Source organism: Anseongella ginsenosidimutans (genome assembly GCF_008033235.1).
GTDB classification, from domain to species: Bacteria; Bacteroidota; Bacteroidia; order Sphingobacteriales; family Sphingobacteriaceae; genus Anseongella; species Anseongella ginsenosidimutans.
On the sequence record NZ_CP042432.1, the window covers coordinates 677,025 to 700,348 of the forward strand.

19 protein-coding genes and 1 pseudogene are annotated in these 23,324 nt (G+C 51.8%); 4 read left to right on the forward strand and 16 right to left on the reverse strand.

Annotated elements, in window-relative coordinates; genetic code table 11:
* Nucleotides 1-14: 14 nt before the first annotated feature.
* The 4 genes from FRZ59_RS02805 to FRZ59_RS02820 form a co-directional block, all read right to left on the reverse strand.
* Nucleotides 15-236 (reverse strand): hypothetical protein, encoded by a 222-nt coding sequence (locus FRZ59_RS02805; protein ID WP_158640505.1) that lies wholly within the window; start codon nucleotides 234-236, stop codon nucleotides 15-17.
* A complete protein-coding gene (locus tag FRZ59_RS02810; RefSeq protein ID WP_147698219.1) occupies nucleotides 233-907 on the reverse strand; it encodes a FecR family protein in 675 nt (224 codons plus the stop codon). Before FRZ59_RS02810 ends, FRZ59_RS02805 begins: the two co-directional genes overlap by 4 nt.
* A gap of 93 nt (nucleotides 908-1,000) precedes the next feature.
* Entirely contained in the window at nucleotides 1,001-1,597 is a 597-nt protein-coding gene (locus tag FRZ59_RS02815) for an RNA polymerase sigma factor (protein ID WP_132127391.1), read from the reverse strand.
* A 51-nt stretch (nucleotides 1,598-1,648) separates the two neighbouring features.
* On the reverse strand, nucleotides 1,649-2,926 hold the full coding sequence (locus FRZ59_RS02820; protein WP_132127390.1) for a Gfo/Idh/MocA family protein: 1,278 nt from the start codon (nucleotides 2,924-2,926) through the stop codon (nucleotides 1,649-1,651).
* A gap of 111 nt (nucleotides 2,927-3,037) precedes the next feature.
* On the opposite strand from FRZ59_RS02820, the gene FRZ59_RS02825 reads away from it, so the two are divergent.
* Genes FRZ59_RS02825 through creD form a run of 3 tightly spaced genes read left to right on the forward strand, consistent with a single transcriptional unit; the run spans nucleotide 3,038 to nucleotide 5,360 of the window.
* Nucleotides 3,038-3,658 carry a hypothetical protein gene (locus FRZ59_RS02825; RefSeq protein WP_132127389.1) on the forward strand — a complete coding sequence of 207 codons (621 nt, stop codon included), beginning with the start codon at nucleotides 3,038-3,040 and terminating at the stop codon, nucleotides 3,656-3,658.
* Nucleotides 3,655-3,957 carry a winged helix-turn-helix domain-containing protein gene (locus FRZ59_RS02830; protein ID WP_132127388.1) on the forward strand — a complete coding sequence of 101 codons (303 nt, stop codon included), beginning with the start codon at nucleotides 3,655-3,657 and terminating at the stop codon, nucleotides 3,955-3,957. Before FRZ59_RS02825 ends, FRZ59_RS02830 begins: the two co-directional genes overlap by 4 nt.
* A gap of 50 nt (nucleotides 3,958-4,007) precedes the next feature.
* A complete protein-coding gene (gene creD / locus FRZ59_RS02835; RefSeq protein WP_132127387.1) occupies nucleotides 4,008-5,360 on the forward strand; it encodes a cell envelope integrity protein CreD in 1,353 nt (450 codons plus the stop codon).
* 46 nt (nucleotides 5,361-5,406) lie between these two features.
* Here the strand turns inward: creD and FRZ59_RS02840 are convergent, their stop codons facing one another.
* From FRZ59_RS02840 to FRZ59_RS19690, 5 genes and pseudogenes are all read right to left on the reverse strand, one after another.
* On the reverse strand, nucleotides 5,407-6,690 hold the full coding sequence (locus FRZ59_RS02840) for an FGGY-family carbohydrate kinase (RefSeq protein WP_132127386.1): 1,284 nt from the start codon (nucleotides 6,688-6,690) through the stop codon (nucleotides 5,407-5,409).
* 27 nt (nucleotides 6,691-6,717) lie between these two features.
* A complete protein-coding gene (locus tag FRZ59_RS02845) occupies nucleotides 6,718-8,001 on the reverse strand; it encodes a sugar isomerase (protein ID WP_132127385.1) in 1,284 nt (427 codons plus the stop codon).
* A gap of 26 nt (nucleotides 8,002-8,027) precedes the next feature.
* A pseudogene (locus tag FRZ59_RS02850) lies at nucleotides 8,028-10,138 on the reverse strand (bifunctional aldolase/short-chain dehydrogenase).
* A gap of 13 nt (nucleotides 10,139-10,151) precedes the next feature.
* On the reverse strand, nucleotides 10,152-10,649 hold the full coding sequence (locus FRZ59_RS19685; RefSeq protein ID WP_349290819.1) for an L-rhamnose/proton symporter RhaT: 498 nt from the start codon (nucleotides 10,647-10,649) through the stop codon (nucleotides 10,152-10,154).
* A 29-nt stretch (nucleotides 10,650-10,678) separates the two neighbouring features.
* Nucleotides 10,679-11,209 carry an L-rhamnose/proton symporter RhaT gene (locus FRZ59_RS19690; RefSeq protein WP_349290820.1) on the reverse strand — a complete coding sequence of 177 codons (531 nt, stop codon included), beginning with the start codon at nucleotides 11,207-11,209 and terminating at the stop codon, nucleotides 10,679-10,681.
* 252 nt (nucleotides 11,210-11,461) lie between these two features.
* On the opposite strand from FRZ59_RS19690, the gene FRZ59_RS02860 reads away from it, so the two are divergent.
* Complete coding sequence (locus tag FRZ59_RS02860; protein ID WP_207910181.1) at nucleotides 11,462-12,610, forward strand: SGNH/GDSL hydrolase family protein; 1,149 nt, start codon at nucleotides 11,462-11,464, stop codon at nucleotides 12,608-12,610.
* A 24-nt stretch (nucleotides 12,611-12,634) separates the two neighbouring features.
* Here FRZ59_RS02860 and FRZ59_RS02865 read toward each other — a convergent pair whose 3' ends face one another.
* The 7 genes from FRZ59_RS02865 to FRZ59_RS02895 form a co-directional block, all read right to left on the reverse strand.
* Nucleotides 12,635-15,742, reverse strand: a complete 3,108-nt coding sequence (locus FRZ59_RS02865) for a PVC-type heme-binding CxxCH protein (protein ID WP_132127381.1) — start codon at nucleotides 15,740-15,742, stop codon at nucleotides 12,635-12,637.
* Nucleotides 15,743-16,157: 415 nt separating this feature from the next.
* Complete coding sequence (infB, locus tag FRZ59_RS02870; protein ID WP_349290821.1) at nucleotides 16,158-18,617, reverse strand: translation initiation factor IF-2; 2,460 nt, start codon at nucleotides 18,615-18,617, stop codon at nucleotides 16,158-16,160.
* Nucleotides 18,618-18,748: 131 nt separating this feature from the next.
* On the reverse strand, nucleotides 18,749-19,213 hold the full coding sequence (locus FRZ59_RS19695) for a hypothetical protein (protein WP_147698221.1): 465 nt from the start codon (nucleotides 19,211-19,213) through the stop codon (nucleotides 18,749-18,751).
* A 20-nt stretch (nucleotides 19,214-19,233) separates the two neighbouring features.
* Nucleotides 19,234-20,472: a transcription termination factor NusA gene (gene nusA / locus FRZ59_RS02880; protein ID WP_132127379.1), complete on the reverse strand. Its 1,239-nt coding sequence runs from the start codon at nucleotides 20,470-20,472 to the stop codon at nucleotides 19,234-19,236.
* A gap of 21 nt (nucleotides 20,473-20,493) precedes the next feature.
* Complete coding sequence (gene rimP, locus FRZ59_RS02885) at nucleotides 20,494-20,946, reverse strand: ribosome maturation factor RimP (protein WP_132127378.1); 453 nt, start codon at nucleotides 20,944-20,946, stop codon at nucleotides 20,494-20,496.
* A gap of 190 nt (nucleotides 20,947-21,136) precedes the next feature.
* Complete coding sequence (locus tag FRZ59_RS02890; RefSeq protein WP_147698222.1) at nucleotides 21,137-21,649, reverse strand: HEAT repeat domain-containing protein; 513 nt, start codon at nucleotides 21,647-21,649, stop codon at nucleotides 21,137-21,139.
* Nucleotides 21,616-23,289: a M1 family metallopeptidase gene (locus FRZ59_RS02895; protein ID WP_147698223.1), complete on the reverse strand. Its 1,674-nt coding sequence runs from the start codon at nucleotides 23,287-23,289 to the stop codon at nucleotides 21,616-21,618. The genes FRZ59_RS02890 and FRZ59_RS02895 overlap by 34 nt, the downstream gene beginning before the upstream one ends.
* Nucleotides 23,290-23,324 lie beyond the last annotated feature (35 nt).

The following is a 23,324-nucleotide window of genomic DNA, read 5'->3' on the forward strand; positions in this document are numbered from 1 at the left end:
GTTAATTTATACGATTATCGGCCTTGATTACCAGGGGGCACCGGTTTCCTGCGCAATTGCAGGCCACCTCCGTTTTCAGCCACTTCCAGGTTATACGTAGTCATCAAAGCTTTTAACAGGACTTCTGCATCGTTGGCGGGAAAAGTGCCGTTAAACAACCTGTTTCCCAGCAGCGTATCGGGGAGGGAAACCGCCAGCCCGAAATTATCTTGTATAAGCCGGCATATCTCTTTCACCGGCGTATTCTCAAATACCAGCCTTCCGCTGGTCCAGGAAGAATACCGGGAGGCGTCCACCTTCCTCTTTTCCAGCCTGGCGCCCTGTCCTTGCCTGGTGACCATTTCCCCGGGGCCATACTGACTGCTTCCCGGTCCTTGTATTCCAGCCGCACGCTTCCGGAATTAAGCACTACCCGCTGAATCCCCCTTCGGTCGTAGACATTGAACTCAGTACCGAGTACCTGTACTTCCATGCCTTCCGGGGTATTCACAATAAACCGTTGGTTGTTTCCGGTATGTACTACCGAGAAAAAGGCTTCCCCGCTCAGTTCCACGCTTCTGGGCTCCTGCGGCTGCCAATTGTTGTCAAAGCTGAGGGAAGAATTGGAATTCAATACCACCCGCGAACTATCGGGAAGGGTGATATGTTTCTGCTCACCGTAGCCAGTGCTATACAGTATGCGGGAAGAAGGTTCGTGGATAAGCCATATTGATACTGCCAGGAGCAATGCCAGGCTGGCCGCAATGCCCGCGGATCTTTTCCAGCCGGTTTTCCAGCTGGTTTTCCAGCCCGGACGAATAGCGCGTACCGGCTGTTCCCCTGCGGCTTGCTTCTTTTCAATAGCTGCCTGCAGCCGCCGCCACTGGTCCTGCACGTCTTTGTCGTTCAGATCGTCCTCAAATTTCATAATAAGTTCAGCGGAGATTGCTAACCCGCGATATATGTAAAGAGGAAGTCTTTCGTGTTTTGTAGTGTCGGTTTATTAAAAAAATGAAAAAGATCAGGAAGACCATCCGGGCATACCCTGGGCAGGGTAAGTAATGGAAGCGGCCTGCACGTCCCGCTGCAGCTCTTTGCGCAGCGTTTTAATGCCTTTGGAGATCAGGTCCCGCACGGTCTGGTATTGTACTTCCATTACAAGGGTGATCTGGGGATAACTCAATTCCTGGCAATACCTGAGATAGATCGCTTCCCGCCGCCGGGGAGGGAGTTTGTCAAATGCTTCCCTGAACCGGCTGCTAAAAATAAGCCGGCTCTCCTCTTCCATAAAGCGGTCTTCCGCCGATGGCTGAGCGGCAGCTTCTGTTTCCGGAATGATAACCGCTTCCGTTTGTTTCCCGCGTTTGCGGGTATGGATGATCCTTCTTCTGAAAGCAACCAGCAGGTAGTATTTGATGTTATTCACCGCAGCAAGGCGGTCCCGCCGCTCCCAAAGGTCCAGGAACAATTCATGCAGGCAGTCCATGATTACTTCCTTGTCGGCAAAAATAGTAAAGCCGTAATTATACAGCGGACGGTAATACCGGTGATAAAGTTCTCCGAAGGCTTTCATATCGCCCTCCCTGAAAGCGTCCCACAACTGGCCACCAGTATCCATGCACCTAAGGTGGCAAATATTTCGGCGGCAGGTATCCTGCCCTGTCCTGCCTTAAATACCTATATGATAGGGCTTGCGGTATTTTTTCCCAAGCAGCTTATTGGCTTTACTGTCCTTGAAGCGCTCCTTAACCGGGTCCCATTCCAGGGAAATTCCCAGTTGGTAAGCAATATTCGCCAGGTGGCAAACGGTCGCGGAGCGATGGCCTGTTTCTACATCGCAGACGGGAAGTTCCCGGCTTTTAATACAGTTCAGCCAGTCAAGATAATGGTTATCGCTCTTGTAAAGTCTTTTTTCGCCGGATTTTATTACCTGGGATGCAATGGAAGCCGGGTTGGTTTCCAGGAATTCACGGCTCACCTGCAGCTGTCCTTCGGTACCGTTGAACTCGACGGCGAATCCGCGCCCAAAGTCCTCGTGGGTCATGATTACCCCATTTTCATAGCGAAACTGCATTCCGCGCTTTGCTTCCCTGTCCGGCGGAGGGATCAGTTCCACCGGCCCGGAATTATCCATTCCCAGTGCCCATTGCGCAATATCGAACATATGCGCGCCCCAATCGGAAAGGATTCCGCCCCCGTATTCCCCGTATAAACGCCAGTTGGGAAAGCCGTCAAAAGACAAGGGCGGGGCCATGACAGAATTGAAAGGACGCTGGGGAGCGGGGCCCAGCCAGGCGTTCCAATCCAGTCCCCTGGGACTGGCTTCCGCCGGCAGGTCGCAGGAAACGGCCGGGTCGCCAACGTTCACCTTGACCGTTTTTACCTCGCCGATATAACCGTTCTGCACCAACTCGCAGGCATGCCGGAAGCTTTCCCGGGAACGCTGCATACTGCCGGTTTGCAGGATACGCTGGTGTTTCCGGGCGGCGCTGACCATGGCCCTGCCTTCTTCCACGGTGTGGGATAAAGGTTTTTCGCAATACACGTCTTTGCCAGCCTCCATCGCCTCAATAGCCGGGATAGCATGCCAGTGGTCGGGGGTTGCAATGATCACTGCGTCTATTTTTTCCAGCAGCTCCCGGTAATTATCGAATCCCAGGGTAGCATTGTAGGAGGACTTGCCGAGTTTTTCGGCATAGCGGCCGTTGACCTCTTTTACGAAGCGGTCCAGTTTGCCTTTATACACATCGCAGGCGGCTACTACCCGGCAACCGTCCAGCTTGATAAACTGGCCGGTAAGGCCGTGGCTTTGTTTGCCGGTACCGATTACCCCCAGGGTCACCTGGTCGCTGGGAGCGGTAAATCCTTTTCCCAGCACCTGCCGGGGAACAATGGTAAAAAGTGTTGCCGAAGCAAAGGAAGATTGCAGGAATTTTCTTCTTTTCATCGTATTGGTTGTTTGGGCTCCTTAAATATAAGAGGAATTCCTTATCACCGGAAAAATTTGTACTTGCGAAATTAAAAATTTAATATTTACTTTGCATTACAAAGTTCTTTTATGAAAGAAGAAGATGTTTATTCTGAATTGAGCGCCATCCGGAACCTGATGGAACGATCGGCAAAGTTCATTTCCCTGAGCGGATTGTCGGGGATCCTGGCGGGTACTTACGCCCTGGCGGGCGGATGGCTTGCTTACCGGTTAGTCTACAGGGAAAGCGGCGGGATACAGGTAAGAGAATACTACCTCAGCGATCCGCTGCTCTGGAAGCAGCTGGCGCTGATTGCCGCAGGCGTACTGGCCCTCTCCCTGGCAACCGGCGTCTGGCTTTCTGTCAGGAAAGCAAGGAAACAGCAGGAAGATTGCTGGAATGCAGGAAGCAAACGCCTGCTGGCGAGCCTGACGGTGCCTTTACTTTCCGGCGGCCTGTTTATTTTGATCATGTTGTTAAGGGGCCAATACGGGATCATTGTCCCCGCCTGCCTGCTGTTCTACGGGCTGGCGCTGGTATCCGGCAGCCAGTATACGTTCTCAGACGTAAAATGGCTTGGTTTCTGCGAGATCTTCCTGGGCCTGCTGGCTGCGCTGGTGCCCGGTTACGGGTTGATCTTTTGGATAACAGGATTCGGCCTGCTGCACATTATCTATGGAATTGTCATGCATTTTAAATACGACAGGTGAAAGCATTCCTGGAACACTTCGATAAGGCATTTGAGAATCGCGTACGTCTCCAGATAATGAGCGTACTGGTTGCAAATGAAAGTTACGACTTCAATTCACTGAAAGAATTACTGAAGGTAACCGACGGCAATCTTGCGTCCCATTTAAAAACCCTGGAAAAAGAAACCTATATCGAAGTGAACAAGAAATTTGTGGGACGGAAGCCCAATACACGGTATACGGCTTCAAAAAAAGGGAGAGAAGCTTTCAGGAAACACCTGGAAGCATTGGAACTACTAATAGAGCAACAGAAGAGATAAATTTTTTTACCCAAATACTTTGTATTTCAAAGTACTTTAAATCAAAAAACATGGATACGCCACAACAAACAGAAAACATCCCCGCCGTAAAAAAACTTGCGGATTCGGTGGTACTCAAAGCAGTCCTCATCGGCGGCCTCACGCTGCTGCTGCTTATTCCGACAGTCTGGATACAATCGCTGATACAGGAGAGGCAGCAGCGACAGGACGAGGTCATTGCTGAAATTTCAGACAAATGGGCGGGACAGCAGCTGCTGGAAGGGCCTGTACTGCTGCTGCCCTATAAGTCAATGGTCGGCCGCAGAGACACATCGGGAGCCATCACGTACAAGGAAGTAATAAGTACGATCCATATTCTTCCGGAAACGCTGGAAATTACCGGCAGCGCGGCAACGGAAACCCTGCACAGGGGCATCTATGACGCCGTGGTGTATGATGCAGACATCAAAGTAAGCGGCAGGTTCAGCCCGCTTGACCTGAAAAAGCCGGGCATCGACCCGGCCGGGATCCTATGGAACGAAGCAAAAGTAGTGATTGGGCTAAGCGACCTGAAAGGCCTGAAGAACAACCCCGTCATCCGGCTTGGCAGTGAGACGTACGGCGTGGAACCGGACTTCACTTCCCTGAAATTATTCAGTCATAACCTGGTCATCCTCCCGGACCTGGGAACCGTCCGGAATACGGGGCTCGATTTTAGTTTCGATCTTGACCTGAAAGGATCGCGGCAGCTCAGCTTTCTTCCGCTGGGAAAAACCACCACCGTAAAACTGGAAAGCCAGTGGAATAACCCCAGTTTTACAGGCCGTTACCTGCCGGAAGAACGCCAGGTAGGTCAGGACGGGTTCACCGCGGCCTGGACGATGCCTTACTTTAACAGGCCCTATCCGCAGCAATGGACCGGGGAAAACACGGCGCTGCAGGCCGAAGAAAAAGCGGCCTCTTTCGGCGTGGAATTTCTTTTACCGGTAGATCAGTACCAGAAGACGATGCGTTCCGCAAAATATGCCGTGCTGATCATCCTGCTGACCTTTGCCGCCTTGTTCTTTTCCGAGTTTCTCGGGAAGAGGAAAGTGCATCCTTTCCAGTACCTGCTTATCGGCGCGGCAATGATTATCTATTATATTTTATTGTTGTCCTTCAGCGAACAGCTTGATTTTAATACGGCCTACCTGATCGCTTCGGCTGCTACGGTGATCCTTATCGGTGCCTTCCTTGCCGCCATTCTGAATAAACGATCGGCCGCGGCCCTTGCGGCAATATTAAGTACTTTCTATGTCTTTATTTTCGTACTTATCCAATTGCAGGACCTGGCCTTGCTTCTCGGAAGCGTGGGTTTGTTCCTGATCGTTGCTGTCATGATGTATTTTTCCGCGAAGATGGACTGGAGCAGGCAACTGTCTTAGTGATCGCAACACTGGTTTTGCGGCCGGTTAACCCGGCCGGGAAGGATCAGAACAGCCCGAGGTGCATAGCAGCGCCCAGGGCTGTCCCTTCATGAAAGCCCAGCGACTCAATGGACAATCCCGGGAATTCCTTTTTCAGCATGGCAATGAACAGGGGGTTTTTACTGAAGCCGCCATCCAGGTAAAGGATATCATGTTGTCCTTCGCTGCCGGCTGCAAGACGGATGGCCCGGGATTGCTTTTTCACCAGGGCCCGCATCAGACTGGCGTAAGCATGGCGGAATTCTTTGAAATAGCTCATATCCCATTTCTCAAAATCCTCGCCAAGGCCGTTCAGATCTGCGTTGCGCCATTTTTCAACTTCTTCCCGGTCCCAGCCGATGATCTTGATAGCGGCGGGGTGAAATACGCTTTCCAGCCGTTTCAGCATTTCATCGTGATAATGCCCGAGGAAGAAGCGCGATGCCCGCACCGTTTCTCCTCCGGGGCTCATAAAGTTGAGGCAATCCGAAAGCAGCAGTTCGGGATTCAGCGGCTCCCGGGCAAAAGGGTTCAGCGTAATTCCCCAGGTACCCGTGGAAAGTAGCATAAAAGAAGTGCCAGCCTGTTTCCGGTAAGGGATCAGGGCGGAAGAACTGTCATGCAGGCCTGTCCCCAGGGGAATATACCCGCCCCTGAAGGGAATGGCCCCGTTAAAAGGATCGGTGACCAGCGGGGGAAAAAGCACGTCCAGGCCTTCATTCTTCACCCAGCGGTGATAGTCGCCTGCATTGAAATCCCACAAGCCGGTATGGCAGCCCACGCTTGTATATTCCGAACAATAACGGCCTCCGAGAAGCCGGGAAAAGTACTGCGGCAGGTGAAGGCTATAACGGACCTTGCTGAAAAGCTCCTTCCGGGCATATTTCAGCCAGTATAGCTGCAGGCCGGAATTCAGCATACCCAGCGGAGGAGAGGCCGTTTCCGTGCAAAACTGTACCTCTTCCCCGTAATCTTCGCGAAACTTCCGGAGAAGATCTTCCGGGAAAGGCTTTAGATAGTTGTAAAGCGCCCCCACCGTGTTACCTTCCCCGTCCAGATGGACAAGGCTGGCGCCGTAGGTGGTAAAATTAAGGGCTTTAATATCAAAATGCCGGTCATCTTCCAGCTGTTTCCAGGTGGAAAGTACCCAGGCGCTTACCTCCTCCAGGTTTTCACTGGGATACCCATCTTCATCCGTTATTTCATCAAACTGCCGGGCAAGGGAATGGATAACGTTATATTGCTCGTCAAAAAGCAATAATTTTTTATTCGTTTTACCTATATCAAATACTGCAATACAAGGAATCATAGTGATTTTAGCTACCGCAGAGCGAATCTACAAACCTGTGGCTTGTGAGGAAGCGCCCCTTTCTTCAATCAGCCTTTCGCGAACCTTTAACTCCCTGAAAAGCCCCAGGGGATCCAGCGCGGCCCCCGACCGCAGCATGGCTTCCTTTACCAGCGGCCGTACATCGGTACGGAAAGCCTGCTGAAGGATCTGCTGCGCCCTGCCGGCATCATTGGCCAGCTGCGCGTTGTCCAGAGATTCCCTGTTGATCAGCATCGCCTGTGCATAAGCAAGCAGGATAGCTTCTACCGACTGAAGAAGGTCTTCAAGGGGATCCTTCACATTGTGGCTGGCATCGATCATCCAGGCATAGGCATTACTGTCGCCGCCCGACTGACGGATCCCCTCCACCAACTCGTTAAAGATAAGAAAAAGCATGTAAGGGCGGATGCTTCCGACGGTAAGATCATCGTCTCCGTATTTGGAATCGTTGAAATGAAAACCGCCAAGCCGTTTTTCATTGATCAGGATAGCCACGATCTGCTCAATATTCGTATTGGGCAGGTGATGCCCAAGGTCCACCAGCACATTTGCTTTTTCGCCAAGCTTTGAACAAAGTAAATGGGAAGTGCCCCAGTCCTGGATAACGGTTGAATAAAAATTAGGTTCGTAGGGTTTATATTCTACCAGGAACTGCCATCCTTCCGGCAGCGCCTCGTAAATTTCCCGCAGGCTTTCCAGCGTATAATTAAAGGCCCTTGCCAGATTCTGCTGCCCCGGGAAACAGGAGCCGTCCGAAAGCCAGAGCGAAAGGGATTTGGATCCCAGCGCCATGCCGTGGCGGATCACCTCAATATTATGGGCAACCGCCTGCTTACGGACGGCAGCATCGGTATGGCAAAGCGACCCGAACTTATAAGAAAGCTGCTGCCCCTTCTGGTCCTGGAACGTGTTCGAATTGACGGCGTCAAAACGAATACCGTGCGACTCCGCCAGTTTTTTAATATGTGCAGGATCCTCCGGGATATCCCAGGGAATATGCAGGGAGATGGCGCCGCTGCTTTTATTCAGGGCGTGCAGCAGGCCGATGTCTTCGATCTTTTGTTCCAGGCTGCCGGGTTCCCCTCCGCCGGCAAAGCGGCCGAACCGCGTGCCCCCGGTACCCAGCGCCCAGCTGGGAATCGCTACCTGGAAGGCCTGCAGCTGCGCTACCAGCGCTTCCGTATCCACTCCCTGTTCGGAAAGCTCTTCTTTCAGCCAGGAAAATTGCCGTTCGTGTTTTGCACGGTACTTCCTGTTGAAGGATTCAACCGCCTCCTTTTCTATGATCATAATATTTCCTCCTTAGACCTGGACTTTTACCTGACAAAAGTAGCAGGAATGCCGCCGTCCACATTTAACACGTTGCCGGTGCTTTTCTTCAGCAGCCCGCTTACGAACACGAATACAGCGCTGGCAATATCTTCGGTGGAAATAGCTTCGTTCAGGATGGTACGCTTGGCGTAATAGGCCGGGAGTTCTTCCACTGTAATGCCGTAGGCCTTGGCCCGGCCTTCGGCCCAGCCGCTTTCCCATATTTTGCTTCCCTCGATCACAGCGTCAGGGTTCACGACGTTCACCCGTACCTTGTCCGGTCCCAGTTCAGCGGCCAGCAGGCGCGACATGTGTAACTGAGCGGCTTTGGCAGATCCGTAGGCCACGTTATTCGGCCCGGACATCAGGGCGTTCTTGCTGGCAATGTTCACTATGTCCCCGCCCATATGCTGCTGCTTCAAGATAGCTGCCCCTTCCCTGGAAACCAGGAATTGTCCTTTTACCAGCACGTCATAAAGAATGTTCCAGTCCTTCTCCGTTGTTTCAAGGAGGGATTTTGAAATGGATAATCCCGCGCAGTTGATGATGATATCCACCCCGCCGTACTGCAGTTTCGCGATCCTGAGCGCCGCCGCTACTTTTTCCGCGCTGGTAACATCCGCTGGAGCCACGGCCGTCACATCTTTATTGAAAGCTGAATCAAATTCCGCTTTCGCGCCGGCAAGCGCATTTTCGTCGATATCGGAAAGCACTACGCAGGCGCCTTCTGCCAGGAAACGCTGGGCAATGGCCTTGCCGATCCCTCCCGAGCCGCCGGTAACAAAGGCTACTTTCCTCGACAGGGGCTTTTCTTTCGGCATCCGCTGCAATTTCGCTTCTTCCAGCAGCCAGTATTCAATATCAAAAGCTTCCTGTTCCGGCAGGGAAACATAGGAAGAGATCGCTTCAGCGCCTTTCATCACGTTGATGGCGTTGATATAGAATTCCGCCGAAACGCGGGTAGTCTGCTTATCCTTGGCAAAGGCAAACATGCCCACTCCCGGGTAAAGGATGATCACCGGGTTAGGATCGCGCACCGCCGGGCTGTTATCGCGCTTGCAGCGTTCATAATAAGCCTGGTAATCCTTACGATAAGCTTCAAACTGCGGACGCAGATGCGCAATAATTTCTTCGGAACTGCCTTCCAGTTTTTCAGCGGGTAAATCAAGTACCAGCGGCCGGATCTTTGTCCGGAGGAAGTGGTCAGGACAGCTGGTACCCATTGGAGCAAGCTTATCCAGGTCATTACTGCCGATAAACTCCAGCACGCGGGGATCATCTGTAAAATGGCCGATCATGGCTTTCTGCTCGGAAGCAAGGCCGCGAAGGTAAGGTATTAACTGCGCCGCTATTTCCCGGCGCTGCCCTTCTTCCAGGGACGCCACTTTCTGACCGCCGAATACAGGGCGCTTCTTACCGTAATTCTCTTCCAGGTAAATAGCTGCCTTTTCAATGGTCTCCAGGGTATTCATATAAGATTCGTAGGCGGTATCCCCCAGGTGAACAAACCGTGCCCGCCCAGCATAATGCCGCGGATCCCTGGGTTATCCTTTACCGCTTGCTCCATTTTCAATCCAAGGTCAAAGCCCGGCCGCTGCCAGGGCACCCAGGCCAGCTGGCCGCCGAACAATTCCCGAGTAATAGCCTCTCCGTCTTTGGAAGCGCATATGGCGATAATAGCATCCGGGTGAAGGTGATCTACATGTGTAAAAGGAAGAAAGGCATGCAAAGGCGTATCGATGGACGGGGCTTTTGAATCCAGGTCGTAAATACAATGGCTGAACAAGCCTACCATTTCATCCTCGTACTCCAGGCCCCGGTACCTTTTTTTAAGATCGTGAAGGCGGTCCAGGTACAGGCCGGCGAGCCCGCTGCGTTTCAGCGTTCCCAGGTCGCCCCCTGAACCCTTTACCCAAAGTACCTCCACTTCATTCCCTGTCAGGGGATCGGTTTCCCTGGTTTTGCAGCTGGTATTTCCACCAGCGTAGTTGGTAAGCCGCAGGTCGGCGCCAAGTAAGTTCGAACGGTATAACAATAACGCTACCTCATCGTTTTCCAGGGCTTTTGCCCTGCTTTCATCCCAAAGGTAACTGACGTGTTTAAATTTTGTATCCATTGTAAAATATGATTTAAGATGCCAGGGAATTGCCGTAACCGACTATTACTACAGACAATATGATCACAGCAATCCCCGCTAATATAGTTTTAAAAGTTTTATTACTTACTCCCTGCCATTCTTTCAAAGCAATCCCCCAAAGGTTGGATGCGAGTATGATAAAGGCCATGTGCAATATCCAGGAACTGGCCCCGTTGCCCAGCTTGCTTTCGCCCATTCCGTAGAAGAAAAACTGGAGGAACCAGGTGGTACCGGCCATGGCCGAAAAAAGGTAGTTACGCGCCAGTGGCGCAGCCTTATTTGTATAATCGCCAAATGTCCTGTTACGTGCGTTCAGTATCATGCACCAGATAAGGTTAGTCGTGAGCCCTCCCCAGAGGATCACTACAAAACTAATGTTATTCCGGAAAAGCGGGTTCGCTCCTGCCAGTTCGGCTGCTTCGGCCATGGGCCGGCCGGCCTCAATCCCGTAATTAAAGCAGGCGCTGAGGATCCCGGAAATAATGGCCACGATCAATCCTTTTTTTACGGAAAACTCCTTTACGCTTTTTGTTTCTGTTCATCGCTCAGCTCCGCTTCCTTCAGCATGCCGGCTTTTCCGCATATATAGATGCCCGCAAGGCAAACAAGCGCTCCAAGAAGTACCAGCCTTCCTCCCGTACTGGTCAGCATCGAAGAAAAGGTTCCTTCCGAACCAGGAGAAAACAAGTCCCGGTAAATGGGCGGCAGCAAGGCGCCAAAGGCCGAAGTGAAACCCAGCGCTACCGACTGGCCCAGCGAAACCCCCAGGTAACGAATGCCCAGGCCAAAGGTAAGCCCGCCTATCCCCCATAAAAAGCCCATTGCATAGGTCCAGAAAACCGTTTCTCCCTCCGTTCCGCAGATAACGGACATAAACCCGGGAATAGTTAACCAGGCAGCTATGAAGGGAACGACAAGCCAGGAAAATATTCCGCCGACGATCCAAAAACTTTCCCATGCCCAATTTCTAACCTTCTTAAAAGGAATATAAAAACTGCCGGAGGCAAATCCGCCGATCGCATGAAAAATAACACCTAAAACTGCTCCCATATATCCTGGCAATTGTCAGGGTGTAATGTTAATAAGGAAGCTAGCCAAAACTATCCTGTTCTGTCCTGTAAACGCGGGAAATGTACTTTTAAGTTATAGATACGGAGGCGGAATATTATTCTGACACCATTCGGCCCTGGTTCAAACGACACATGGTAATTATTTCGCCTGGTTATTTATCTTTAGCGCTTATCGGAAAATATGACAACCATAACGGCAATTTTAGGTGTACTACTGTCAGTTTCAGCAGGAATGAGTGCATCGACAACGGTGCCCGGAACTGGCGACACGCTGGCTGTACTATATGAAAAGCAGTTAAACAACAGTGGTTCATTCCCGGAGTTATTATTAAACGGAGTTGGGGAATTCACCGCGGATGGGCTACAAATTACCGGAAAAGAGGATGTCGCAAAGCTGGATAAGTTTTACGCGATTGCCGAACGAAAGGTGCAGTACCTGGTAAGTTTTTCGGCGGATGCCAAAGCTGTATTTCGCAGCAGTGAAGGTGATTTTATCGCCTATGTGGATGTGCAGCATAAGCGCATATCCATTGCTACCAGTCCGGGTGTTGAAGAAACAGTGAACTTTTTGCAGGCCGACAGGGATTACCTGGTGGAAGTATACCATATTTACCAGCAAGCGAAGTTGCGCATAACTGATGTGCTAACAGGCGAGGCCGCCGAAATTGCGGTTGTACATGACGGTCAGGGCGGCGTAGGCAAAGGTGTATTGCAGCAAGGATTTAACGTTGGCATGCAATGGGATCGGTATTGTTTCGGACTGGCCGGCGGCGCTTCAATGACAATAAAGAAAATCGCCGTTTATGCCTTAAAGAAAAAGGTGAAACTGCTCATTTACGGCGACTCCATTACGCAGCCAGAAGGATATTTCCCAAGCAAAGATTTTCCGCTTTCCTGGACGCAGCGGATCATCCGTAAACTAAAAGGGGATGCCATGTCAAGCGGACGCGGCGGCGCTACGATAGATATGGTGCTTGAGTACATACAAAACGAATTACCGTATATAGAAGCAGAGTATGTAATGGTTACTATTGGCACCAATGGCGGAAATACAGCGCCTAAATTGACCCAACTGGTGGACTATATCAAGTCCCGGGGCGCTATACCCATTTTAAATAACATTCCCTGCAATGAGAGCGCTACGCAGATCGCCGAGAATCTCCTGATAGAAGAGGTACGCAGGCAGTCCGGAATAAAAGGATGTAAGTTTGATTTAGCCACTTCACTTCCGGACGATGGCAAGGTGGTGGACAAATCAATGATGTATTGGGAAGATTACAGCGGCAGCTATGGCTGGCAAATATACCATCACCCTAACGAAAAGGGCGGCGCCACCATGTATGAACGAACACTTTCGGACGTTCCGGAGATATACGAGTGAGAAAGGCCCGGGCTGTATGGTTCGTTATTTCCGCGATTTAAGACTGCTTAGGTAGGCGACCAGGTTCGCCAACTGGTTTTTTCCCATTGCTTGCCCAAGGCCGGAGGGCATCAGGGAATGCTCATAGCTTTCCCTGGAAATAATATCCGCCGTTTGCAGTTTATGCGTCTGGCCGCCAATGCTGCGCAGGGAAACTTCTGCAGCGGTTTCGCCGGTGATATAGCCGGTCAGGCTGCTGCCGTCTTTAAGGTGAACGGTATATCCCTCGAATCCGAAATTAATGCCTTTGTCCGGGTAAATGATGGCATCGTACAGGGCTTCTTCGGAAAGTTTAGCGCCTATTTCAGAAAGTTCCGGCCCGAATTGTATTCCTTTTCCGTTTATTACATGACAGGAGCTGCACCAGGCGGTAAAAACAGTTTCTCCCGCTGTAATGTCTCCGTCAATACTGAGCAGGACGGACATTTCAGGAAGAGGCTCCGCTTCTTCGCCTCCCTGGTAAAAGGCACGCGCCCTTGCGAGTACGTCAGGCCGCCAGGTGGAGGTGAGTATTTCACGTGCCAGTGTTTCGAATTGAGAGGGTAACCGGTCCGTTTCGGCCAGCAGCATCAATTTGTCACTGCCGGTCCAGGTGGCGCCCAGGGAATTAAGCGCTTCCCGGCGAAGGTCTTCGCTAAAATTTTCTTCCAGGATAATACGCTGCAGCTCTTTAAAAATGCGGTCGTCGTCGGCTTCCTTCAGCAAGCCAGCCAGGAGCAGCGAACCTTCGTCATCGCGGTCGATCACCGAACGGATGTCGCCGGTAAGGTCCAGGTTCACTATCGTATTCAATGCATTCTCACGCATTTCCTGCCCGGCAAGCGTATCCAGGGCGATTTCCATTAGTTCAGGAGACTTCCCTTTGAGCTGAAAGCGGGCAACGAGATGGATGTACTCCGGTTCGCCCTCCAGGTCCCGCAGGCTGTTCTCAATGGCCTGGCTCATGGCAAAAGTCTTAGGAAGGCTTTCCGGTTCGGCCAGCATCAGCGCATAGGCGGCTGTTCTTTCGCCAGCGTCCTGTTTCCTGATAAGAGACAGCAGTATTTCCTGCTTTTGTTTTCCCTTATGGAATTCAATGGCCCGGAAAAGCTGCCTTCTTTCTTCATCACTGATTTCCCTGGCAGCGGCCATTTCTGCCAGCAGCGGCAGCGCCATTGCGGAGCCGGATCGCCACACGATCTTTTTGCCGGCCGGGGAAGCAGGATCGCCGCCGTTTTCCAGCCAGGCCGAAAAGCAGGCATCCGGGTTATTTTCCGCGGCTATGCCCAGGGCTTCAAGATACCAGGGGTCGCGGCCGTCATAATGAGATGCGAACCGGGCCCATAATGCGGGCATTTCCGGGGAATTTACGTAATGCATAGCAACCAGGGCCGTGCGGCGGACCAGCGGGGAAGGATCATCCGCCACTTTTCCGAGTACATCTACAAGGTCAAGGTCCATTTGCCGGGCTGCGCGGACGGCTGCTGCCCGGATCCTTTCGTCACTGTCTGCAAGCGCCAGCTCCAGGTAGTGCTTCCCGTTCTCCGGCAATTTGCTAAGCAACCATAAAACCCGTGCCCGCAGCCGGGATTCCGGTGAAGCTACTTCGCGTGCGGATGATTCGGACGGCGAACTTACCGCCGGCCCGCCGGCAGAGTTGCCCGGCATCGTCCGATGCGAAGAAGTAAAGGCCTTACTGAGCGCCGGTTCGGCCCGGTTTCCCATTTCGTGCAAGGCTGTCCATGCCAGATAGCGAACGGACTGCGCCGGGCTTGCCAGCGCTTTTACCGCGGCTTCCGGCCTATCAAATGCGGATTGTTCCGGGCGGTAAGCATGCCCCTTTGGCGCAATACGGTAGATCCTACCAAGTTCCACGTCACCCGCACGGTGCCCGCCCACACCCGGATCGTACCAGTCGGCGATCATGAGGGAACCGTCCGGGGCGGCGCAAACATCCACCGGGCGGAACCATTTATCTTCGGTTGAAAAAAGCAGGTTAGCCCGGGTTGCTTTGAAACCGGCGCCATCGGGACTAACCGGATAAACGCGCACCGCGTTCATGCCCGCTTCCGCGTGAATAAGCTGTCCCCTGTATGCCTCGGGAAGCAACTGCCCTTCGTACATGCACAGCCCTGAGGGCGATCCGGCTCCGTTTACCAGCAGGTTGGGAACTACTCCCGGGTCGGTCTGATGCCAATGCCGCAGGGGAACGGAGTCTTCGCGGTTGATCCGCCAATCGCCCCACCAGGCGCCGGTCAGCTCGTCAGAGTAGCCGTAATTGCCGTACTCCATCACATAATTCACGCGGGTGCTGCGATTGCCGTCATCGTCATTATCCGTTTGCCAGACACTCCCGTAGGAATCCACAGCCAGTTCATAAGGGTTCCGGAAATTATGCCCGATTACTTCCAGTTCCGAGCCGTCGGGGTTACAGCGAAAAGCCATGCCCTGACGGTACGGCTCCCCTTCCGCACTGATTAGGCGGCCGAGCGGATCGTATAAAGCTTTCCCGTTTTTGTCCAGGATCGTCTTCCCCTCATTCCCGAAATTAAAATATAATTTGCCATCCGGCCCGAAAACAAAGGCATGAACAGCATGGTCATGCTGCTTGCCGCCGATGCCGGTAAATAGTAATTCTTTGGTGTCGGCTTTGTCGTCTCCATCGGTATCTGTCAGCAGGTACACACCCGGGCTGCAGGAAACAATTACCTGCCTGCCCAGTACCGCGATCCCCATAGCGGAATTAATAAGCGTATCCTGGTAAAAAACTTTCGCGGTATCCGCCCGCCCGTCCTGGTCCCTATCCTCCAGTATCACAATGCGATCTCCGTTTTCACGGTAAGGATTCTCCGTATTCAGCCAATTGCGATAATTCCAGCCCTCCGTAACCCAAACCCTGCCCCTGGCATCCACATCCATATTAGTAGGATTACTCACCAAAGGCTCACTGGCAAAAAGCGTCACCTCCAACCCATCCGCCACATCCAGCGCCTCCAGCCCTGCCTCCGCCGAAAACGGCTCACGCTCCGCCGAACCATCTTTCGCCCCGCGTCCACAAGAAAAAACCATTAAAACCCCAGGCAGAAGTAAGCTGTAGAAAATACACTTATTCATATACAACAGTTTAGGTCAATCCATTTCGCCACCCAAACCCGCGAGGCCGCAGGCAAGCGAAGCGAAAACCAAGTCCAAAGCCCCCGCGCGAAGCGAAGCGAAAGCACGAATCCGTCCGGTGGTAAGCGAAGCGAAACCACAAATCAAAAACAAGCCTTGTTATTTTTGTTCCTGGCAAAGCCGGGCAATGTGAGCGTAGCAGCGCTTAAGCACCATGGATATCACGTTTGTAATACCAAGTCTTGGTCTTTCCGCCCGTCCTTCTTCAAAAAACTTCTCCATAGCGACTGCTATGCAGAAGTTTTTTTATTTTCGTCCGGAACGAAAATACCGGCGACTTATATTACAAAACCGCGATATCCGTGGTGCTGTGACCATTTGCCCATGCCGCCAGGGGCAAAAAGAACAAGGCGTATTATAACTTGCGTTTTATTTGGACCTCTTCGTACCCCTCAATAATATCTCCCGTTTTGATATCATTGAAGTTCTGGATATTCAAACCGCATTCGTAACCTGCGGTAACTTCCTTCACATCTTCCTTAAAGCGTTTAAGTGAAGCAAGTTCCCCGGTATAAACCACGACCCCGTCGCGGATCAGGCGTACATTCGTGTTACGGGTAATCTTTCCGTCGAGGACCATACACCCGGCCACAGTACCCACCTTAGTGACTTTAAACGTGTCCCTGACTTCCAGGTTACAAACGATCTTCTCTTCTACATCCGGCGTTAACAAGCCTTCCATTGCGGCCTTTATTTCCTCGATGGCCTTGTAAATTACGGAGTAGAGGCGAATATCAATTTCTTCCTGCTCGGCAAGGCGGCGGGCCTGCGGGGAAGGACGTACCTGGAAACCAAGTATGATTGCATCGGAAGCCGAAGCCAGCAATACGTCCGATTCGGAGATCTGACCTACTGATTTATGGATTACATTGATCTGTATCTCTTCCGTTGACAGCTTCAACAGCGAGTCGGAAAGCGCCTCCACGGATCCGTCCACATCGCCTTTCACGATCAGGTTCAGTTCCTTGAAGTTGCCGATCGCAAGACGGCGGCCGATTTCATCAAGTGTAATATGTTTTTGCGTACGTAAACCTTGCTCGCGCTGCAGCTGCTGACGCCTTGTAGCTATGTCTTTTGCTTCCTGTTCGGTTTCAACCGCGTTAAAACGGTCGCCGGCCTGCGGCGCACCCTGCATGCCTAATACCTGCACAGGAGTAGCCGGCCCTGCCTTCTCTATCTTCTTTCCGCGTTCATTGAATAAGGCCTTGACACGGCCGCTGAACTGGCCTGCCAGAATGGGCTCGCCGACCCGCAGTGTACCCGCCTGGATCAATACGGTGGTTACTACGCCCCTTCCTTTTTCCATGGCCGCCTCAATGACGGTACCAAGGGCTTTTTTCTCAGGATTGGCTTTCAGGTCAAGAAGCTCTGCCTCCAGCAATACTTTGTCAAGCAGATCATCGACGCCCATACCTGATTTTGCGGAGATTTCCTGGGTCTGGAATTTTCCTCCCCACTCCTCCACCAGGATATTCATGTTTGCGAGCTGTTCGCGGATCTTGTCCGCGCTGGCTCCCTGCTTGTCCATTTTATTGAAAGCAAAGACCATCGGTACTCCTGCAGCCTGCGCATGGTTAATGGCCTCAATGGTTTGCGGCATCACGCTGTCATCGGCTGCGATCACGATAATTACCACGTCGGTCACCTTTGCTCCCCTTGCACGCATGGCGGTAAAGGCCTCGTGCCCCGGGGTATCCAGGAACGTGATCTTGCGGCCGTCGTCCAGGCCTACTTCATAGGCGCCGATATGCTGGGTAATACTCCCGGCTTCACCCGCAATTACGTTCGCTTTCCGGACATAATCCAGTAAGGAGGTTTTACCGTGGTCAACGTGTCCCATTACCGTAACAATAGGATGGCGGCCAACGAGATCTTCCTCCGCGTCTTCTTCTTCCAGCAGATCGTCCTGATCGTCGGAAGTAATAAAGTTAACGTCAAAACCAAATTCGCCGGCAACAATACTGATGGTTTCCGCATCCAGGCGCTGGTTAATGGAAACGAACAAGCCCAGGCTCATACAGGTGGCGATGATCTGCGTAACAGATACGTCCATCATGCTGGCCAGCTCATTAGCAGTCAGGAATTCCGTTACCCGGAGTACCTTTGACTGTAATTCCCTTTCCTGCTGTTCCTCTTCAGCCACCCGGGCAATATCGTCCCGCTTCTGGCGGCGGAGACGGGCCCGTTGTGCGAATTTCCCGGATTTACCGGCGCCGCTCAGGCGGGCAAGCGTAGCCTTGATCTGCTCCTGCACCTGCTTCTCATCCACTTCCTCTCTTTCCTTGCCCTTACGGTGGTGATCTTTGGCGCCGGTCTTGCCCGGCTTATTATCTTTAGACGGATGCTGCTGGCCGGTACTTACCGGAGCTACCGTTCCTTTTTCCCTGCGTTTCCGCTTCCGCTTTCCTTTCTCCGGCTGACCCGAAGAAGAAGCGACCGGCTTGGATTTTCTTTCCGCCGGAAGCTCGATGCGGCCGATTACTTTCGGACCTGTAAGACGGCGGGCTGTGGCTCTGATCACTTCCCGTTTATTGGGATCTTCTTTTCCCGGTTCAGCATCGGCAGGAGCGGGAGTTGCGGCTTCCGCCGCCGGCTGTTCCGCAGGAGCTGCTTCTTCCGTCGTTTCCGGGGAGGTCTTTTCCGCGCTTTCCGCAGGAGCCTCCTCCGCACTTTCCGGGGCGGTTTTTTCCGTACTTTCCGCGGGAGCAGCTTCTTTTGCTGTTTCAGCCGGAGTTTCCGCCGGCGTTTTCTCCGCACTTTCCGCCGTGGCTGCCGGCTGTTCCTTTTCTTGTTCCGGCGCCTTTTCTTCCTTCACAGGCGCCTGTTCGGCTTTGGCCTCTTCCTGTTTCGGCGCTGCTTCCGCCTTTTCAGGCTTTGGAGCTTCTTCAGCTTCCTTTTGAACAGGTTTCGGTTTTTTGCCCAGCGCGTCGAGGTCTATTTTCCCTACTATTTTCGGCCCCCGCTTCTTGGCCTTTCGGCTGCACCGGTTGGCTCTTCCTTCTCCGGCTTTTCCTCTTCCACGGGCGGAGCAGGCGTTTCTTCCTTTTTCTCCGGTTCCGGTTGCTGAACCTTTTCCGGTTTGGTCATGCCTGCAGAGGAAGCCGTATTTTTAATAAGGATCTCTTCCTGTTCGTAATCATCGCCGCTGCTCTTGGCGGCCTTTACCTCGTCAATGGATACGTCCTCACGGCGGGCACGGCCAATATGGATCTGCGTAGCTTCTTCGCGGTATATCTTATCGGTCTGATATTCCTTTAGCAGCAACTGGTAAAGATCGTCGCCGATCTTCGTATTGGGCCTTGCCTCAACCGGGTATCCCTTATCGTCGAGGTAATCAACAATAGTGGTGATACTTACGTTAAGTTCCTTGGCTACTTTTAGTAATTGATATGTTTTCTTGTCTTCAGACATTAGCAAAATTATCTTCCTTTTTATTCTTCGAATTCTGCCCGCAAGATCGACAAAATATCCCGGATTGTTTCTTCTTCCAGGTCGGTCCGTTTCACCAGTTCTTCCATCGAAAGTGCAAGTACGCTCTTGGCTGTATCCAGGCCGATCCCTTTCAGCTCATCGATCATCCAGCCTTCTATTTCGTCCGAGAATTCGTCCAGGTCCACGTCTTCGTCGTCCCCTTCAGATTCACGGTATACATCTATTTCGTAGCCGGTCAGCTTTCCCGCCAAACGGATATTATGTCCGCCCCGGCCAATTGCAAGGGAAACCTGGTCCGGTTTCAAATATACCGAAGCATATTTAGTTTCTTCGTTGATCTTGATACTATTGATCTTCGCAGGGCTCAGGGCGCGCTGAATATACAGCTGAATATTGTTCGTGTAATTGATCACGTCAATATTTTCGTTCCGGAGTTCCCGGACGATGCCGTGGATACGGGAACCTTTCATTCCCACGCAGGCCCCTACCGGGTCAATGCGGTCGTCGTATGACTCTACCGCTACCTTAGCTCTTTCACCAGGCTCGCGAACGATCTTCTTTATCGTGATGAGCCCGTCAAATATTTCAGGCACTTCCAGTTCAAACAAACGCTCCAGGAATTCCGGCGCCGTGCGCGAAAGGATGATCCGCGGGTTCCCGTTCACCATTTCCACTTTCAGCACCACCGCTCTGATGGTTTCTCCCTTTTTGAAGAAGTCGGCAGGGATCTGTTCGGTCTTGGGAAGGATCAGCTCGTTCTTCTTTTCATCCAGTAAAAGGATTTCCTTTTTCCAGATCTGGTACACTTCGGCAGTAATGATCTCTCCAACCCGGTCTTTATATTCGGTATAAACCGCATCCTTCTCCAGTTCCAGTATCTTGGAGATCAATGTCTGCCGGGCAGCCAGGATGGCGCGGCGGCCGAAATCTTCAAGGGTGATCTCGTCAATGTAGTCATCACCTACTTCCAGGCTGTCATCCAGCGTCTTGGCTTCAGCCAGTTCTATTTCCAGCGCGTCGTCTTCTGAAAACCCGTCTTCCATTACCTTCCGGGTTCGCCATATCTCAATATCGCCTTTGTCTACGTTCAGAATAATGTCGCAGTTCTCATCAGTCCCGTATTTTCTCCTGAGCATGCTTTTTACTACTTCCTGCAGCACGCTTTCCATGTACGGGCGGTCTATCTTCTTTTCATCCTTAAAATCCTTGAAGGAATCTATCAGATTAATATTACTCATAATTTATGAATACGCTAATTTTCAATTAATTGTCACTTTCGCTTCGGAGATTTCAGAAAAAGGCAGCTCCGATTCAACCAGGACCGTCTTCTTACGCTCATCCTTTATCTTTTCCTCGAGAACCATCGCTTCTTCAGTCACCTTCACCAGCCTGCCGGTTCGCCTTTTGCCGTCCTGCATCTTAAGGGCCAGCATCCGACCTGTATTCTTAACGAACTGCCGCTTCAGCTTCAATGGCGCATCGAGCCCCGGGGAAGATACTTCCAGCGTATAAGCCTGCTCAATGAGGTTTTCCTCTTCAATGGCATGCCCTACATGCCGGCTGACGGCGGCGCAGGCCTCAATGGATACACCCTTATCCCCGTCGATAAAAACCTGCAGGCGGTTTGCCTGGAGTCTTATTTCCACGATAAAAAGATCGGTTCCCGCGATCTTTTCTTCTACCAGCTCCGTTATCCGTTGAATGCTATCCATTCCCTTGCGCTGTGTTAAGTCAAACTGTGTATAAGCCCTGGTACTGCAAGGTTTAACGCTTAAGGCAGCACCGCCAATAAAAAGAGGGGACGTTGTCCCCTCCTTCCAGTTCCAAAAACGAGTGCAAATATAATAAAAAATTTCTATAAAAATTTAAAATTCAACAGTTTTCGCTATGGAAAGCCGTAGGCTACCGGTTTTTTCCCAATGCCTTTTTCGCCGCATTCTCCACCGCCGGAGATTTATCCTTTGCGGCCTTCTCAAACAAGGCTTTATTATCTTTTTTCGGAAACAAGGTGGCAATTGTTTCAACGGCAAGGGCTCTTACCAGCGATTTCTCATCACCTGAAGCCAGATCCGCCAGCGCCGAGTAGGCTTTTTCCTTATTCTCCTCCGAGAGCCTGCCCGCCAGGTGGACAGCCCCCAGACGGATGGCCCAGGTTGTTTCGTCCCGGAACGCATCCAGCAACACTTCCTGTACCCTGGGATCCGCGGAGTGCGCTACCAGGTACTGGAGTGCGCGGTACTTGTCCATATACAAGGGTGCGTGATAATACTGATATAACCATTGTTCCAATGGTTTATCAACTCTAACCTGGGCCAGCAGCATCTTTTCGGCATCCATATTCACCAAATCGGGCCGGGGCATCTCAAAGGCAAAGGTCTGCACTATTTCGTCGATGACCAGCTGCTTCCGTTCCACCTTCCCCCGGTATAAAAATCTACCTTCAGGGGAATTTTGTACAGCGGGTTATTTTCAAGGTTCTGGGTTTGTTCGGTCCTGATCACCACCTGTCCGGCTTCCTGTTCGTAGGATACCTCGAAATTCAGTTCAGGATGCCCGCTGGCCAGCATCCATTGGTTAAAGAACCAGTTCAGATCTTCACCGGTCACGTCCTCAAAGGCCAGGCGAAGGTCATGTACTTCCACGGGCTGAAAACGGTGCCGCTCCAGGTAGAGCTTCAGCGCGGCAAAAAAAGCTTCGTCCCCCACGTATTTGCGAAGCATATGCAGCACCCGCCCGCCCTTCTGGTAAGTGACCACATCGAACATATCTTCCCTGTGCGGCACCTGGTACCGGATCAGGTCTTTATCATGGGAATCCTGGTCAAAGAAGTAATAGGCCATGTCATTGAAACCATGCACATCGGCTTCGGCCCGCCCGTACTTATGCTCCAGCCAGAGATATTCGCCGTAGGTCGCAAATGCTTCGTTCAGCGGAAGATTGGACCAGGACTCGCAGGTGACCAGGTCACCGAACCAATGGTGAAACAGTTCATGTGCGATAATATCTTCATGGTCTTCGTCCAGGTATTCCCGGTCAGTCATATTCATTTGGTCGAAAAAGACCGTGGCCGTGGTATTCTCCATTGCCCCTGATACAAAATCACGTACCACTATCTGGGAATATTTACTCCAGGGGTATTCCACTCCCAACAGATCCGAATAAAAACCGATCATTTCCGGGGTATTCCCGAAAATGAGGGGGGCGTATTGTTCAAACTCCGGCTCCACGTAGTAGTTTACCTCCAGGTTGCGCCATTTGTCCTTCACCACGGCAAAATCACCCACGGCAATCATGGTCAGGTAAGTAGCATGCGGAAGTTCCTGCTCCCATATATCGGTGCGGGTGCCGTTGCCGTTTGATTTGGAAGAGACCTGCGTTCCGTTGGAAAGCGTAACATATTTGTCGTTCACGGTAAGCGCAATTCGCTGGGTATGGTTTTCCTGCGGCCCGTTGATGGTGGGGAACCAGGCGGAATTTGCCTCGGTTTCGCCCTGCGTCCATATCTGGGAGGGCTTATCCGGGTCTTTGTCAAGGGGATCAATAAAATAGAGCCCTTTGTCCTGGGTAATGGCCTCACTTCCGCCTGCTTCCAGCCGGTCGGGCATTGCGGTATAACCGATAAAGATCTCGTATTTTTCCTCCCGGGTGTACTGGCGGTCAAGCCCTATCCGGATCTTCTTTCCATCGTAGTCATATTCCAGGGGAACCTTGCCGCCCGCGCCTTTCAGCAGGGACACTTCATGAAGGCGGAAACCTGTGGCATCCAGAATCAGGGAATCGGAAGGATAGAAATAAGGTTTAAGCTGAAGGATCGCTTCGCCGTAGACAAAGCTGCTGTCCCAGTTAAACGACACCTTTAAATCCGTATGCAGGAGATCGGTTACCCTCGTATAGCTTTCCTTGTAGCGGTCATAGATATTCTTTTCCGTGGTGTCTTTTGATATATTTTCAGTAATGGTAAGGCCCGGCAGCATTACGTGCTTTTCAGGCAGTTTTCTGGCAGCGCAGGACACCAGCACCGCTGCGAAAAAAAAGGGCAACAGGATCTTCTTCATATTCGGTATTTAATTAAATCTTTGTCAGCCCGGCA